The sequence below is a fragment of the Gaetbulibacter sp. M235 genome, assembly GCF_043876835.1.
Lineage (GTDB): Bacteria > Bacteroidota > Bacteroidia > Flavobacteriales > Flavobacteriaceae > Yeosuana.
Map to the genome: position 1 here is coordinate 148,539 of NZ_JBAWJZ010000007.1, position 16,786 is coordinate 165,324.

Consider the following 16,786-nt stretch of genomic DNA (forward strand, 5'->3'; position numbering starts at 1 on the left):
AGATTTTCATGTTAGACTTTTTATTTACAAGTGACGCCATAATGGCTCTGCTTACCTTAACGTTTTTAGAGATTATCTTAGGAATCGACAATATTGTATTTATCTCCATAGCTGCCAATAAATTACCCGAGAACCAACGTAGTAAAGCCACAAATATTGGATTATTACTCGCTATGGTTCAACGGATTATTCTTCTGTTTTTTGTATCGTTTTTGATTAGCTTAAAAGATCCATTTTATACTATAGAAACCAGTTGGTTTCATGTTGCCATAAGTTGGCAATCTATTATTTTGTTTGGAGGAGGCTTGTTTTTAATTTATAAAAGCACTTCTGAAATTCATGAGAAAGTAGAATCTCCAAAACAAGATGAAAATGAATTGAAAGGAAAAAAAATAAAATCCTTATCACAAGCTATTGTTCAAATTTTAATTATTGATTTTATATTCTCCATAGATTCTATTTTAACGGCTGTAGGCATGACTAATGGATTACATGAAAATCATAATTACAATTTAGTTTTAATGATTATTGCTGTGGTTATTTCAATAGGAATCATGATAGGGTTTGCAAATCCTATTAGAAAGTTTATTGATGCGCACCCAAGTATGCAACTTTTAGGGTTAGCCTTTTTAATATTAATTGGTTTTATGCTAATAACTGAAGCCGCTCATTTATCGCACACTAAATTATTTGGAAATATGGTTGGTGCTATTCCAAAAGGCTATTTATATTTTGCCATAGCCTTCTCATTATTTGTTGAATTTCTGAGTTTTAGAATTGATAAAAATTCTAAAAAAGATTAAGTGATTAAAAACTAAAACAAGGTTATTTGCCCCTTATCATCAATATCTGAATCATTCGAATTATTTGTTGAATCATCTAAACTCAAATCTTTTGTAACAGGTGTTTCATCATTGTTTTCTGAATCTACCGTTTCTTCATCAACAACCTCTAATTCATCGGCATGAACCTCTTCTGGAGCTTCATATGGTAAAGGTTCTAGCAGATTTATTTGCTTAACTTTATCAGCAGTTAACTGATTTCCAAGTGCTTTAATGCCTTTTATGGCAATAAAATCTTCTAGGTTTACTTCTACACTATCTTTTTGATCTTTACCGCGTTCTTTAGCAAAAACCACTTCTACTCTTGGAATCCAGTCGGTCGACACAATTTCTAATTGTGACTTTTGATGTTCAGAAATAAAAACCTCTTCTTTATTTTCATTTTCAATCAAGAAACGCTTTACAAAATACCGCTCTTTTTCCCCATCATAATAAACAGCTGAAATAGGTTTTTTTGGAAGCCATTTTTCGAGCACTATCATATCATCTTCAAAATGTGTAGTAAGTTCAGGTAAAATGGTTTTTATAGCACCCGACTGCGTAATGATTAGTAATCTGTCTTCTCCTCTAAACTCCCCTATTAACTCACCTCTTCCATCTACATTTAAGCGTTGAACAGAATCATCAAACCATATTTTTCTAGGTTTTAAGGTAGAAATACCTTTCTCTTTGAGTTCAATTTTTTTAATTGAATATTTGGTAACCAGATTCCCTTTGGAGTTTCTTCCTTTTATTAAAATATCGGCAAAATCTAAATCCCATTTCAGTTTTTTAATACTTCCAACTTGTCTTAAAATAATGGTAATAACCTCAGCTTCACCATTCGGATTTGCTGAAAAATATAATATAGTTGAGCCTTTGCTTCCATTCGTTAAATCGTATTCCTTATCTCTGGTAATACTGGTAACTGCAAAACGTTTTATGTACGATGGTCCTTTGGCTCCATCTCTGTAAATTAAATTATAAATGGTACGATTATCTTTCTTATCAAAAACCTCAACATGAATAATATCTTTTCCAACAAAGGTTTTTGCATCAACTTTGGTGATAATCATCTTACCATCTTTAGTGAACACAATAATATCGTCTATATCACTGCAATCACAAACATATTCGTCTTTTTTAAGTGATGTACCAACAAAACCTTCTTCTTTATTTACATAAAGCTTGGTGTTACGAATCACCACTTTTGTAGCATCTACATCATCGAAAGTTCGTATTTCTGTTTTACGTTCACGACCTGCACCATAATCTTTTTTTAATCTAGTAAAATAGGCAATAGCGTAATCAATAAGATTTTCAAGATGATGTTTAACCTGCGCTATTTGGTCTTCTAAAGCTTCAATTTTTTGTTGTGCTTTATCAATATCAAATTTTGAAATGCGCTTGATTCTTATTTCTGTTAAACGCTCAATATCTTCTTGGGTTATGGCTCGTTTTAAATGTTGCATGTGTGGTTTTAATCCTTTATCAATAGCATTAATAACGCCTTCCCAGGTTTCCTCTTCTTCAATATCATGATAAATTCTGTTTTCAATAAAGATGCGTTCTAATGATGCAAAATGCCATTGTTCTTCAAACTCATCCAATTTAATTTCAAGGTCACTTTTTAGAAGTTGAACCGTGTTATCTGTTGAACGCTTCAGCATCTCAGTAACACCAACAAACAAAGGCTTATTGTCTTCAATAACACATCCTAAAGGAGAAATGGAACTTTCACAACTTGTAAATGCATACAAAGCATCAATGGTTTTATCAGGTGAAATTCCTGAAGGCAAATGCACTAAAATTTCAACATCGGCAGCTGTATTGTCTTCTATCTTTTTAATTTTTATTTTGCCTTTCTCATTGGCTTTCAAAATAGAATCGATGAGTGATGTTGTATTGGTTCCAAAAGGTATTTCTGTAATAACCAATGTACTTTTATCCAACTGCGATATTTTGGCTCTAACACGAATTCTTCCTCCGCGCAAACCATCTTTATAATCACTCACATCAATAATTCCAGCTGTTGGAAAATCAGGAAATATGGTAAAGCCTTTTCCTTTTAAATGTTTTACAGAAGCATCAATTAACTCAATAAAATTATGTGGCAATATTTTAGTTGAAAGCCCTACTGCAATCCCTTCTCCGCCTTGTGCCAATAGCAACGGAAACATAACCGGTAAATTAACTGGTTCTTTTCTACGTCCATCATAAGATGCCTGCCATTCTGTAATTTTAGGATTGTAAACAACATCAAGTGCAAATTTTGACAAACGTGCTTCAATATAACGCGATGCGGCTGCACTATCACCTGTTAAAATATTTCCCCAGTTACCTTGTGTATCAATTAATAAATCTTTCTGGCCAATTTGAACCATTGCATCTGCAATACTGGCATCTCCATGTGGATGATATTGCATAGTATGCCCAACTATATTGGCTACTTTATTATAACGCCCATCGTCTAAATCTTTCATAGAGTGCATGATACGCCTTTGAACCGGTTTAAAACCATCTTCAATAGCGGGTACAGCACGTTCTAATATAACATACGAGGCATAGTCTAAAAACCAATCTTGATACATTCCAGAAATTCTGGTAATGGTTTCTTTAGTATCGCCTTGCGGATTTATCAAATCGTCGTTTTCTTCTTCTGTCATTAAAGGCTTTTATTTTTTTGGTCTGCTACTAAGTGTTGTTGTTCCTGATTTACGGCGTTTTTTAACCCTTGATGTAGCATCGTTAGTGTGCAAATATTCGTAAGATCTTTTTACCGCATTTTTTTTGTTTTTATTATACAGCATTTTAGTTTAGTTTTTGTTAATCTTTAAATTTCTTTCATTTTTTATATTTTCTTTTAGCATTTTCCTTAAAGACTGCTTAATATATTTTCGTTTTCTTCTATCGAGTAACGTTACATTGAAATAGGCATGTTTTATATTTCCAGATTTATTTTTAATGCTAAGGACCAAACTTTTATAAACGATATAATTACGGAACTTAAAACCTGCTAATCTGTTTTTTTCAAACTCTACTTTATATTCGCGATAATTTACATAATCTGTAAGCAACAACCCCTTATTTAAAACAACAACCTTAACACCATCGCTATCGTACTCAAAAAATTTGGCTATCCAGTGAACTAAAAAGAAAATACCAATAAACCCAAACAAAAATATTAAAAAAGTAAACCACAAATGGGTGCTTACATCTTTAAAAGCACTAAATACAGTTGCTAAAACAATAGCTAGTACAATAAGCAAAAAATACACTGAAACAATAATATTTCTAACTTTCCCGTTGTTTGTTCTCATTAACGTTCTTCTATAATATCAAGTTCAACCTTTAAATTATTAATTATAAACTCTTGTCTATCAGGTGTGTTTTTGCCCATATAAAATTCTAATAATTCTTCAATTGACAAATCTTTATCTAACATGATAGGATCTAATCGAATACTTTCCCCGATAAAATTTCTAAATTCATCCGGAGAAATTTCCCCTAAACCTTTAAACCTGGTAATTTCTGGTTTTGGCTTTAATTTTTCAATAGCATCTCTTCGTTCTTGGTCAGAATAACAATAAATAGTTTCTTTTTTATTTCGTACTCTAAACAAAGGCGTTTGCAAAATATACAAATGTCCTTCTTTTATAATTTCAGGGAAAAACTGTAAAAAGAATGTAATGAGCAATAATCGAATGTGCATGCCATCAACATCGGCATCTGTTGCAATTACAATATTATTATAACGTAAGTCTTCAATGGACTCTTCAATATTTAATGCGGCTTGAAGTAGATTAAACTCTTCGTTTTCATACACAATTTTCTTGCTTAATCCATAAGAATTTAATGGTTTCCCTTTTAAACTAAAAACGGCTTGTGTATTTACATCGCGGGATTTAGTAATACTTCCAGAAGCAGAATCTCCCTCGGTAATAAATAAAGTAGATTCTAAATTACGCTCGTTTTTTATATCTCCAAAATGCACTCTGCAATCTCTTAGCTTTTTATTATGCAAACTGGCTTTTTTTGCGCGGTCCTTTGCTAATTTTCTAATGCCTGAAAGCTCTTTACGTTCATGCTCTGCTTGCATGATTTTACGTTGAATTTTCTCTGCAGCTTCAGGATTTTTATGTAAATAGTTATCTAAATGAGTTTTTACGAAATCATTTATATAGGTCCTAACTGTTGGTAAATCACCACCCATGTCTGTTGAACCTAACTTTGTTTTTGTTTGGCTTTCAAAAACTGGTTCCATAACTTTTATAGAAACCGCAGAAACTATAGATTTTCTAACATCGGCAGCTTCATAATTTTTACCATAAAACTCTCTGATGGTTTTTACTAAGGCTTCTCTGTAAGCGGCTAAATGCGTTCCTCCTTGAGTTGTATTTTGACCATTTACAAAAGAATGGTACTCTTCACTATATTGTGTTTTGCTATGTGTTAAAGCGACTTCAATATCACTCCCTTTTAAATGAATAATAGGATATAACATATCAGACTCTGAAATGTTTTCAGACAGCAAATCTTTTAAGCCATTTTCACTGAAATATTTTTCGCCATTAAAAATGATAGTTAAACCCGTGTTTAAATACACATAGTTTTTAAGCATTCTAATAACATACTCATTTCTATATTTATAATTTTTGAAAATGACTTCATCTGGAATAAAAGACACTTTGGTTCCTTTTCTTCTAGTAGTATCATCCAATAAATCTTGATTGATAAGATTTCCTTGTTCAAATTCAGCAGAAGCCGATTTATTATCACGTGTAGATTCTACTCTAAAAAAGGAAGATAAGGCATTCACGGCTTTAGTACCTACTCCATTTAATCCCACAGATTTCTTGAACGCTTTTGAATCATACTTTCCGCCAGTATTCATCTTAGAAACAACATCTACCACTTTTCCTAAAGGAATTCCCCTACCATAATCTCGAACAGTAACTTTTGCGCCTTGAATAGAAACATCAATGGTTTTACCTGAACCCATGACATACTCGTCTATTGAGTTGTCTAAGACTTCTTTTAAAAGTATATAAATACCATCATCAGGAGAAGAACCATCGCCCAATTTACCAATATACATTCCTGGACGCATACGAATATGTTCTTTCCAGTCTAGTGAGCGTATATTGTCTTCGGTATAATTGGATTGTTCAGCCATAGATTTGAGTGAAATTTAATGATAGGACGCTAATATAATATATCAAAATATAAAATAAAACTGCCTTCGCACAAAGTAATTAACAATAAAAAGTGAATGTTGTTGAGAACATACCTTTTTAAATAAAACCACTTAAAAAAGTGCTTATTTTTTCTTGTTTAAAGATACTAATGAAATTCCTATTATAACAGCAAAAGCGCCTAATAATTGTAATAAAGTTAGTTGCTCATTTAAAAAAATCGCTGCCAAAATAATAGTAGAAATTGGTCCGACCGCTGCAATTACCGCAAAATTTGATGAACTAATTAGTTTAATGGAAGTTGAAACTAAAAAAGATGGAATTACGGTTGCAAAAATGGCAATTAAAAACCCTAAAAAATACACTTGCCAAGGATAATTTAATAAATCGATTTTATTGGTTATTCCATAATGAATAAATACACAAATACAGGAGACAATCATAACATAAGCTGTAAATTTCATGACGCCAAATTTTGGTATTAACCAACCGCTTCCAGACAAATATGCCGCATAAGTAATAGCACAAAGTAAGATGAAAAATCCACCCAAATACGTATCACTTCCAGATATAGCAACTTCGTTCCAAAAAGCAATGATAATGCCTACATACGTTAAAACAATAGCATAAATCTGCTCCTTTGAAATCTGTTGCTTTAAAAACAACTTATTAAATAAAATAACAATGGTTGGATATAAAAACAAGATAATACGTTCTAAACTAGCTTTTATATAAATAAGCCCAACGAAATCAAAATAACTTGACAGATAATAGCCTACAATACCAAAAAAAGCAACCCATAAATAATCATTTTTTACTATAACAACTTCATTACTTTTCTTTCTATAGACTATGGCAATAACAACATAAAATGGAAAAGAGAACAGCATCCTAAAAAGCAAAACACTTACCGCATCGATATTGTATTGGTAAGCCATTTTCACCATGACAGCTTTTGAAGAAAACAGAACAATGCCAATCAACCCTAAAATGATTCCGTAAATAAATGACTTAGTAGGTTTCATCTGTCAAATTTATATGTTTTTTATCATCAGATGAATTTCGTCATTAATCATATTGGCTGAATATTAACTTTTCGAACTTCTTATTCTAAAAAAAGAAGATTTTTTAATAACTACACATTAAACAAGAAATGCATCACATCGCCATCTTTAACTATGTAATTTTTTCCTTCAACACGCATTTTTCCAGCTTCTTTTACTTTAGCTTCGCTACCATAAGATTCAAAATCATCATAGGCGATAACTTCTGCTCTAATAAATCCTTTTTCAAAATCGCTATGAATAACACCTGCTGCTTGTGGTGCAGTGGCCCCAACATCAATAGTCCAAGCTCTTACTTCTTTAACTCCAGCAGTAAAGTAGGTTTGTTGCTTTAATAATTTATAAGCTGAACGAATTAATTTTGCTGAACCTGCTTCGCTTAATCCTATATCCTGAAGAAACATTTGGCGTTCTTCATAATCATCTAATTCATTGATATCGGCTTCAGTTCCAACGGCTAAAAACAAAACCTCAGCATTTTCATCTTTTACAGCTTCTTTTACCAACTCGACATACGCATTACCAGAAACAGCAGATGCTTCGTCAACATTACAAACATACATCACTGGTTTATCTGTAATGAATTGTGATGGTTTTACATAATCATTGTAATCATCTTCACTAAATTCAAGGGCTCTTACAGAAATACCTGCCTCAAGATTTGATTTAATTTTCAGCAATACAGCTTCTTCCTTTTGGGCATCTTTATTCCCGGTTTTGGCAGCACGCTTTACTTTTTCAAGTTTTTTGTCAACAGTCTCTAAATCTTTTAACTGCAATTCCATATCAATGGTTTCTTTATCGCGAATAGGATTTACTTTACCATCAACATGCACAATATTATCATTATCAAAACAACGCAACACATGCAAAATAGCATCGGTTTCCCTAATATTCGCTAAAAACTGATTTCCTAATCCTTCTCCTTTACTGGCTCCTTTTACCAATCCGGCTATATCAACTATTTCAACAGTAGCAGGTTGAACTCTAACTGGTTTTACCAATTCTTCAAGTTTTTCCAAGCGTTTATCTGGTACATTTACTACACCAATATTAGGTTCGATGGTACAAAATGGAAAGTTAGCACTTTGCGCTTTTGCATTCGACAAACAGTTAAACAAAGTTGACTTTCCTACATTTGGCAATCCTACAATACCTGCTTTCATATTCCTATCCCTAGCCCTTTCCTAAGGAAAGGGGATTTTTTGGTAATTTTAAATTATACTTATATTTCTTTCCATCTAGCTTCCTTCGCTTTGGGAAGGATTGAGGATGGGATTTTTTGCGAGTGCAAATGTAATTAATTCCTCTTTTATTTAAAGCAAAAGCACATGTTATCTATTAATTTATATTTGTAACATTATAGCCTTTTGTTCGTCAATTCATTGAAAACCATCAATTATGAAACATCTCATTGTAGTTTATTCATTTTTATTAAGCAGTTTTTTTGGAATTTCCCAAAATATCACAGCAAGGTTATTAGACAAAAACACACAAAACCCAATTCCTTTTGCAGCTATAAAAACAGCAGAATTTAATGGAGTCATTTCAAATGAAGAAGGTTATTTTACAATCATTGAGGAAAACGAAAATAGTGTAATAACCATTTCTTGTTTAGGTTATAAAAACAAAACCCTTAGTATTAAAGACATAAAAAACCTAAACTTTATTGTTAGACTAGAAGAATCAATCAATGAGCTTAACACTGTTTATGTTAGCAATAAAAAACCAAATGCAGATTCTATTATTTCAAGAGTTAGACAAAATCTTTCTAAAAATTATGAGATAAAATTATATAAACACGAGATTTTTTCAAGAAAAACAGCTTATATGGATTTTGATAGATTAGATTTTGAAATTGAAAAAGCATCTCATGTTAAAAAGAAAAACCTAGAGTCTGCAAATAAAAGCATGGACTCGCTTTCAAAAGCTGTAATAAATAGTAAAACAAAACATTTTAAAGATTTTAAAGCTGATTTGTATGTTAATGATTCCACTAAAACAAAATTAAAAGTATATAAAGCCACCGAACTTATTGACCAAAAAAACAATCTTTCAATAGAAGAAGTTCAAAAAAGAGCACAGCATGTTATTCTTAAATATTTAGATACCACTTTAACCTATAAGCTTAAAACTGGCTTATTTAAAATTGAAGATTCTTTATCGTTAAAAGATGACGACAAAAATGAACCTAAAAAAAATGAATATCAAGTTAAAGATTTAAACGGACAAACAAATAACTTATTAATGCGTTCTCAATTTTATGAAAACTCTATGCTTTCAAAAATATTAGATGCCGATTTGTATGAATATAGTTTTGTGGATGTTTCCTATTTTAACAATGAACTTATTTACATTATAAATTACAAGCCTAAACGTTCTAAATCTAAATACACAGGCAAACTTTTTATTACAGACGATACCTATGCCATAACCAAAGTAGATTTTGAATTCGCCGATGGTAAGCGTGGTGAAAAATTTAATTTAAAATTGCTTTTAGGCGTTAAGTATGTTGAAAATATGAGAAAGGGAACCGTAATTTACCAAAAAGACACGTTAAACAAATATCAGCCACAATATATAAAATATGAAGAAGGGCGCTATTTTTATGTAAGCAGACCTTTAAAATTTATTGAGAACAGCCCAGAAAAGAACAAAACCAGTTTTGACTTTACCATTGAAGGCAATATAATTACCAAACAAGAATTATTACTTAATTCAAGCATTAAGATAACCTCAGGCATTTTCAACCAGCAAACAGAAGAAAAAACAGTACCATATCTCAAGCTAAATAAATATGACTCTAAAGTTTGGGGACAAGACCAAACTCTTGAACCCTTACAAGAAATGAAAGAGTTTAAAGGTGAGGATTAAGTGGTTTCTAGAATATATTTTAGAATGACGCTTATCGTGTTTGTGTATGATTAGTTGCGTGGTTTAAGCATCTACTTTAGCAAATACAAATCGAATAGAAAATCCTCGCGGATTTTCGTAAGTAAACTTGCACTAGCAATTATAGGATACAGTGTTAGCAGTAGGCTTTACTCCATATTTTTAAACCAAGGAATAAATTCTTCTGATTTACTTATCCGATTATAATATTTATCAGAATAACCTAAAATTCTCAATAAGGCTATTTCAATATACCATGTACATAGTTGTAACGCTTCATACTTAGCAAATAACGATATGGATCTAAGTTTTTTTCTTTTTTCTTCTTGGGAATGTACTATTGCATTTCGTATTTGAACGACAGCTTCACAGGCATCAAGTATTTGATTGTCACTATCAACAAATTCTTGTAATTTTTTGAATTCCTTAGGCACAGAATAATCAATATTTAATTGAGATAAAAGTAGTCTGATTTTATTTGATGCATTTATATTTTCAGAGTCTTTTCCTAAAATTATTTTTTTATTTTCGATTACCCACCAATTGTACAATAATTCTAAAGCTGTTTGCTAAATAATAATGGCACCTTCTACAAAGCCTGAGTTTTTATTAGCCTCAACATACCAATGAACTACAGATGTTAAGAAATCTTTATTTTCTTTATCCTTCCAAAGATTACTGAATTTTACCCAGATATCTTCTATTCCAATAATTGAAAAATCTTGTGGCCATGAAGGATAATATTTGAATATGTCAACATGATGATAACTATAATTAGTCCAAATCGCTTTATTCTCAAAATATCCAGTTGCAAATAAAGCACAAACTCTGCTACCATTTAGAAAAGTCATAAATGTATCTAAGCAATGAAAAACATCATTTAATTCTTCGAATGTTATTGTTTTTTTCTTACTTGTTATTTCTCCATTGTATAGAATGTGATAACCTCCGTTTTCTTTTAATTCGTCTCTTAGCGTTCCATAGGTTATTGATTTATCAATTAAAATATTGTATTTTTCATTTTCGAGTTTTATTCTATTTCTTCCGCTATATTTACTTTTTTGAGAAATCTTTTTTACTGAATCACCAAAAAAGTTTCTTAAGTTAGGTATACAAAAAGTGATTTTTTCTACTGAAATTGTTTTGTCACCCAATACAGATTGGTGAGGTGAAATACCTTTAATTTTTAAGTCATCATTGTTACTTATAGTAGTATTTGTTATTAGCCCTTCTCCAAACTCAAGTTCATTGACTATTATAGTAAAAGATTCTGATGAATCTATAATTTCCGTTATTTCAAGATTTTTTGACGTTAAAATTCCTGAGAAATAAACATTTGGACTAGGAAACCAATAAAAGTAAATCCGACCGACGACATTAATATTGATATTATTATGTAAAAGAATATATTCACCTTCATGAATATCAATCATTGAGTTAGCCTTTTCCATTTTAATGTCGCTTTCAATGATGTTAGGTAAACTATTGTATAATTTCAAATTTTGGTTAGTTTTTAATTCTTGTTTTTTTTAGCTTACTGCCAACAATATGATATAAAGTCGTTTTAAATGTTTTATGTCGGACGATACTGAAACAAGTTCAGCACAAGTAAGCTAAGTTAGTTTTTCTTTATAAGAAAATCAATACACTACAAACAAGACCTATTAAAACTTATCAACAAAACAAAAGCCATTCAAATTGCGTATTTAATCAATAAAACTACACATGTCAGTTCGAGTGAATTTTACGATTGCAAATGAGTAAAATTAGTATCGAGAACCAATGTTGTTGTTTTTTAAATAGTTCTCGATACAATTTTCTATCGAAAATCACTCGAACTGACAAATCACCAATCTATATGAGTATCAATACATTGAATAAGGCTGTTTGCCAAAGCTTCTTGTTCTTTTATTGAAGGGTGTCCTGGAGTTCCTTTAAAAGGCACAATGCATGTGTACATCTTCTTATCATTTAAATTAGTCACAGCCGTTTTAACGTAGTCAATCCATTTTGAACCTTCTTTGGTAGCATCCATATTTCCAAGCATACATATAATATTTGCTTCGGGATATTGGTTCCTTATATTGGCTACAAATTGTTGATAGGCTTGTGTCAAATAACCATCATCGGGCGCTTTGGTTCCAAAGTTCTTTTTAAATTCGGCTCTTTCGGGCATATTGACCAACCATGAATCGTTTTGAAACAGATTAATGACAACAATATCGGGTTTATACAATGAAAAATCCCATGCACTTGTAGAATCTGCAGGATTCAATCTATCGTACAAGTCTGGCATTATTAATGGAAACCAGCTAATAGTTATACCAATGCCGCTTTTACAGATACATTGGTATTTAGCATCATAGTGCCTTGCAGTAATTGCCGAATAACTTAAATAGTTATTGGTATAGGTACTGTCTGGTGAGTCTCTTCCTGAATAATCTTCAACAGCATAACCTGCCGTTATGGAGTTTCCGTAAAATTCTATGCTTCTTTTTTTGGGTGCCGGCTTTGGTAATAATTTTGCATCGGTTTCAATTTCAAACCCATAAAAAGTAGTTTTGCCTCTATCCCACTCGGTCCTTTTAAAAATCTCAACGGAATGTTTCCCTTTGGGTAATTGTGACGCCAATTGATAATATGTTTTAGTAGTATCAGGCCTCAAAAGAACCACACTATCATTATCAATAATAACATTGTAATAATTATCTCCGGTTTCATCTTGCAACAAGGCCTTAATGGACTTTCCCTGAAAATTCATCTTTATTGAAGTTCCAGACCAATATAAATTGACTCCTTCAACTCCAGTAGAATCTACTCTTCCCCAATACTCAATTTCAGGGTTTGAAAAACGGACTAAAAGATCTTTTTGGCCCGAACAACCTATCATTAATAAGATGGACAGAATAACTATTAGCTTAGGTGTTTTTTTAATGATCATAAATATAAATTTGAGATTATTTTACATAGGTTGGTTTAAAACAATTCTATTTTTTTATAACTTGACATGCGAAGTTAATCTATATCTCCCAAGATTAAAAGTTGGGATATTAACAATTATAAACAAAAAATCCCAAGATTAAATCTTGGGATTTCAATATAATTTTTAAAGTTAAATTACTCTTCAGGATGCATAAAACGCTGTTTTGCCAACAACTGTTCCTCTGTTTCTACATGATTCTCATCAGGCACACAACAATCTACTGGGCAAACCGCAGCACATTGTGGTTCATCATGAAACCCTTTACATTCAGTACATTTATCTGGAACAATGTAATAAACCTCATCACTAACAGGTTCTTGAGCCTCATCGGCATCTACTTCCTTTCCATTAGTTAAAACCACTTTTCCTTTTAAACTGGTTCCGTCATTATAACGCCAATCATCTGCGGCTTCATATATTGCAGTGTTTGGACATTCTGGTTCGCAAGCTCCACAATTTATACATTCGTCTGTTATTATAATTGCCATAGTATTTTTTCTTTCTAAATTTGCAATGGCTAAAATAAAACCAAAACCATTCATAACCAAATAGAGAATGCATTTACAACAAAGAATTAACGCTTTTGTAAAATTAGGAGACTTTTTAAGTCAATTTTCTAACGAAAGAATTCAAAAAAAAGAGACAATTGAATATAATGATTTGTTTTTTGAAGGATTTAAACACCAATTAAAATTAGCTGAAGAAAACAATGGATGGTTTTCTAAAGAAAACATGGCATTTGCCATTAATGGTTGGGCTGATTCTTTAACTTTTAAAAAATTACACAAATGGTTATCACCATATAATATCACCAACAAAGAACCAAAATTGGTAGCTATAATCATGGCTGGAAACATTCCATTGGTTGGTTTTCATGATTTTTTATCGGTTTTAATAAGTGGTCATCATGCATTGGTAAAACAATCGTCAAACGATAAATACCTACTTCCCTATTTAGCTAAATATCTTGAATTTGTAGAACCAGGATTTAAAGGAGCAATTACTTTTACAGAAGATAAACTAGAACAATTTGATGCAGTTATTGCCACTGGCAGCAATAATACAGCGCGTTACTTTGAATATTATTTTAAACACAAACCTTCCATTATAAGAAATAACCGAAATTCCATAGCAGTTTTAAACGGGCAAGAAACGTTAGAAGACATGCAAGCTCTTTCAGAAGATATTTTTAGGTATTATGGTTTAGGTTGCAGAAATGTATCAAAACTTTATGTGCCTAAAGATTATAATTTCGATTTGTTTTTTCAAGCCATGTACCATTGGCACCCTATTATTGAAAAAGCAAAATATGCCAATAATTACGACTACAATAAAGCGGTGTATATAATGAGTGAATTTGATATGCTTGAAAATGGCTTTTTAATGATAAAAGAAGACACAAGTGCTGTTTCTCCAATCGCTACCGTTTTCTATGAATTTTATGAAAATCCAACAGAATTAAAACAAAAATTAGAACAACAAAAAGAGTCAATTCAATGCATTGTTTCAAAAGGTTTTGTTCAAAACGAAATTGCTTTTGGTAACACTCAAAAACCACAACTTTGGGATTATGCGGATGATGTGGATTCTATTGAATTTTTGTTAGCAATTTGACGAAAAAATTATGGATTTTATAACACAAAATAATCAATTAATTAGCAACTTTGTATCTCTAAATTTTTTAAAAAAATGAAAAAACATAACTTTAGTGCAGGACCAAGTATTTTACCTCAAGAAGTTTTATTAAAAGCATCTCATGCTGTAATTGATTTCAATAACGAAGGCTTATCTTTATTAGAAATATCTCACAGAAGCAAGCCTTTTGTTGATGTTATGGAAAAAGCCAGATCCTTGGTTTTAGAACTTTTAGGATTAGAAGGTAAAGGTTATAAAGCATTGTTTTTACAAGGAGGCGCAAGCACTCAGTTTTTAATGGTTGCCATGAACCTTTTAGAAAAAAGAGCTGGTTATTTAAATACTGGTACTTGGAGCCAAAAAGCTATTAAAGAAGCTCAAATTTTAGACGATATATACGAAGTAGCATCATCAAAAAGTGCAAACTTCAATTATATTCCAAAAGGATATGATATTCCAGAAGATTACGATTATTTTCATTGCACTTCTAACAATACCATTTTTGGAACACAGATGAAATCATTTCCAAACTCACCAATACCTATGGTTTGCGATATGAGTAGTGATATCTTTTCTCGTGTTTTAGATTTTTCAAAATTTGATTTAATATATGCAGGTGCTCAAAAAAATATGGGTCCAGCAGGAACAACCCTTGTCGTTGTTAAAGAAGATATTTTAGGAAAAGTATCTCGCAAAATTCCTTCAATCATGGATTATAAATTGCACATAAGCAATGGTAGTATGTACAACACACCTCCAGTTTTTGCTGTTTATACTTCAATGTTGACTTTGGAATGGATTAAAAATTTGGGTGGTATTGCTAAGGTTGAAGAAATGAATGAGAAAAAAGCAAGGGTTATGTATTCTGAAATAGACTTAAATCCATTATTTAATGGTTTCGCTACAAAAGAAGACAGATCAAATATGAATGCGACGTTCACCCTTCAAAATGAAAATTTAAAAGAAACTTTTGAAACCATGTTAAAAGAAGCTGGAATTAGTGGATTAAATGGTCACAGAAGTGTTGGAGGCTACAGGGCATCTATGTACAATGCACTTCCTATTGATAGTGTCAAAACTCTTGTAGAAGTAATGAGCGAACTAGAAAGTAAAGCATAATCCCATCCTCAATCCTTCCCAAAGGGAAGGAAGACCGAATATAAAAAATTAATTATTAACTAAAAACAACCCAATAAATCCCCTTTCCTTTGGAAAGGGTTAGGGATAGGAAAATGAAAGTATTAGCAAACGACGGTATTTCAAAAACCGGAAAAGAAGCTCTTGAAAAAGGCGGATATGAAGTTATTACAACCACTGTAGCTCAAGAACAATTAATAAATTACATAAACGAAAAAGGCATTAGTGTTATATTAGTTCGTAGTGCTACAACAGTTCGCAAAGATTTAATCGATGCCTGCCCAGGAATAAAAATAATTGGTCGTGGTGGTGTTGGTATGGATAATATTGATGTAGATTATGCGAAAAGCAAAGGCATCCATGTTATCAATACACCAGCTTCTTCTTCCCATTCGGTTGCCGAATTGGTTTTTGCACATTTTTACGGATTAGCTCGTTTTTTACATAATTCTAACCGCGATATGCCTCTAGAAGGAGACACTAGTTTTGGCAAATTAAAAAAAGCATATGCTAAAGGTGTTGAACTAAAAGGAAAAACATTAGGTGTTCTAGGCTTTGGTCGTATTGGTCAAGCTACAGCTAAAGTTGCTTTAGGTGCCGGAATGAAAGTAATTGCGTTTGATCCATTTATAGAAAAAGTTAATTTAGAACTTGATTTTTTTGATGGTCAAAAAGTAAATTTTGATATCAAAACCATTTCTAAGGAAGAAGTTTTAAAACAAGCTGATTTTATCACTTTACATGTACCTGCCCAAAAAGAATACGTTATTGGTAAATCTGAGTTTGACATCATGAAAGATGGCGTTTTTATCGCAAATGCTGCTCGTGGCGGTGTAGTTGATGAAGCCGCTTTAGTTGAAGCAATTATGAGTGGAAAAGTAGCTGGCGCTGCTTTAGATGTTTTTGAAAAAGAACCTAAACCAGAAATTCAATTATTGATGAATTCTGGATTATCATTAACTCCTCATACTGGAGCAGCAACCAATGAAGCTCAAGACAGAATTGGAACTGAATTAGCCGAACAAATTATAAGTATTCTTGGTTAACTAGATTGTGACC

At 31.7% G+C, this 16,786-nt stretch carries 15 protein-coding genes; 5 read left to right on the plus strand and 10 right to left on the minus strand.

Annotation, left to right across the window (positions count from 1 at the left end):
• Positions 1–8: 8 nt before the first annotated feature.
• Positions 9–803, plus strand: a complete 795-nt coding sequence (locus V8G69_RS12450) for a TerC family protein (protein ID WP_394882325.1) — start codon at positions 9–11, stop codon at positions 801–803.
• Between the two features lie 11 nt (positions 804–814).
• Here the strand turns inward: V8G69_RS12450 and V8G69_RS12455 are convergent, their stop codons facing one another.
• The 6 genes from V8G69_RS12455 to ychF form a co-directional block, all read right to left on the minus strand.
• Complete coding sequence (locus V8G69_RS12455) at positions 815–3,487, minus strand: DNA gyrase/topoisomerase IV subunit A (RefSeq protein ID WP_394882326.1); 2,673 nt, start codon at positions 3,485–3,487, stop codon at positions 815–817.
• Positions 3,488–3,496: 9 nt separating this feature from the next.
• Positions 3,497–3,631, minus strand: a complete 135-nt coding sequence (locus V8G69_RS12460; RefSeq protein WP_394882327.1) for a hypothetical protein — start codon at positions 3,629–3,631, stop codon at positions 3,497–3,499.
• A gap of 6 nt (positions 3,632–3,637) precedes the next feature.
• Positions 3,638–4,141: a hypothetical protein gene (locus tag V8G69_RS12465; RefSeq protein WP_394882328.1), complete on the minus strand. Its 504-nt coding sequence runs from the start codon at positions 4,139–4,141 to the stop codon at positions 3,638–3,640.
• Entirely contained in the window at positions 4,141–5,997 is a 1,857-nt protein-coding gene (locus tag V8G69_RS12470; RefSeq protein ID WP_394882329.1) for a DNA topoisomerase IV subunit B, read from the minus strand. The genes V8G69_RS12465 and V8G69_RS12470 overlap by 1 nt, the downstream gene beginning before the upstream one ends.
• Before the next feature lie 144 nt (positions 5,998–6,141).
• Complete coding sequence (locus V8G69_RS12475) at positions 6,142–7,041, minus strand: DMT family transporter (protein ID WP_394882330.1); 900 nt, start codon at positions 7,039–7,041, stop codon at positions 6,142–6,144.
• A gap of 110 nt (positions 7,042–7,151) precedes the next feature.
• Positions 7,152–8,246: a redox-regulated ATPase YchF gene (gene ychF / locus V8G69_RS12480; RefSeq protein WP_394882332.1), complete on the minus strand. Its 1,095-nt coding sequence runs from the start codon at positions 8,244–8,246 to the stop codon at positions 7,152–7,154.
• A gap of 235 nt (positions 8,247–8,481) precedes the next feature.
• Here ychF and V8G69_RS12485 point away from each other — a divergent pair, with 235 nt between their 5' ends.
• Positions 8,482–9,954, plus strand: coding sequence for a carboxypeptidase-like regulatory domain-containing protein (locus tag V8G69_RS12485; protein WP_394882333.1), 1,473 nt, complete (start codon positions 8,482–8,484; stop codon positions 9,952–9,954).
• 167 nt (positions 9,955–10,121) lie between these two features.
• Here the strand turns inward: V8G69_RS12485 and V8G69_RS12490 are convergent, their stop codons facing one another.
• The 4 genes from V8G69_RS12490 to V8G69_RS12505 form a co-directional block, all read right to left on the minus strand.
• Positions 10,122–10,523: a HEPN domain-containing protein gene (locus V8G69_RS12490; RefSeq protein ID WP_394882334.1), complete on the minus strand. Its 402-nt coding sequence runs from the start codon at positions 10,521–10,523 to the stop codon at positions 10,122–10,124.
• An 18-nt stretch (positions 10,524–10,541) separates the two neighbouring features.
• Complete coding sequence (locus V8G69_RS12495) at positions 10,542–11,471, minus strand: hypothetical protein (RefSeq protein ID WP_394882335.1); 930 nt, start codon at positions 11,469–11,471, stop codon at positions 10,542–10,544.
• 347 nt (positions 11,472–11,818) lie between these two features.
• Positions 11,819–12,913: an SGNH/GDSL hydrolase family protein gene (locus V8G69_RS12500; RefSeq protein ID WP_394882336.1), complete on the minus strand. Its 1,095-nt coding sequence runs from the start codon at positions 12,911–12,913 to the stop codon at positions 11,819–11,821.
• Between the two features lie 176 nt (positions 12,914–13,089).
• The gene (locus tag V8G69_RS12505; RefSeq protein WP_394882337.1) at positions 13,090–13,443 is read right to left on the minus strand and encodes a 4Fe-4S dicluster domain-containing protein; all 354 of its coding nucleotides are present in this window, start codon (positions 13,441–13,443) and stop codon (positions 13,090–13,092) included.
• 67 nt (positions 13,444–13,510) lie between these two features.
• Between V8G69_RS12505 and V8G69_RS12510 the strand changes: the two genes are divergently transcribed.
• The 3 genes from V8G69_RS12510 to V8G69_RS12520 all read left to right on the plus strand — a co-directional run bounded on the left by V8G69_RS12510 (position 13,511) and on the right by V8G69_RS12520 (position 16,773).
• Positions 13,511–14,569 (plus strand): acyl-CoA reductase, encoded by a 1,059-nt coding sequence (locus tag V8G69_RS12510; protein WP_394882339.1) that lies wholly within the window; start codon positions 13,511–13,513, stop codon positions 14,567–14,569.
• A 75-nt stretch (positions 14,570–14,644) separates the two neighbouring features.
• Positions 14,645–15,709 carry a 3-phosphoserine/phosphohydroxythreonine transaminase gene (serC, locus tag V8G69_RS12515; protein ID WP_394882340.1) on the plus strand — a complete coding sequence of 355 codons (1,065 nt, stop codon included), beginning with the start codon at positions 14,645–14,647 and terminating at the stop codon, positions 15,707–15,709.
• A 113-nt stretch (positions 15,710–15,822) separates the two neighbouring features.
• The gene (locus tag V8G69_RS12520) at positions 15,823–16,773 is read left to right on the plus strand and encodes a D-2-hydroxyacid dehydrogenase (RefSeq protein WP_394882342.1); all 951 of its coding nucleotides are present in this window, start codon (positions 15,823–15,825) and stop codon (positions 16,771–16,773) included.
• Positions 16,774–16,786: the final 13 nt, after the last annotated feature.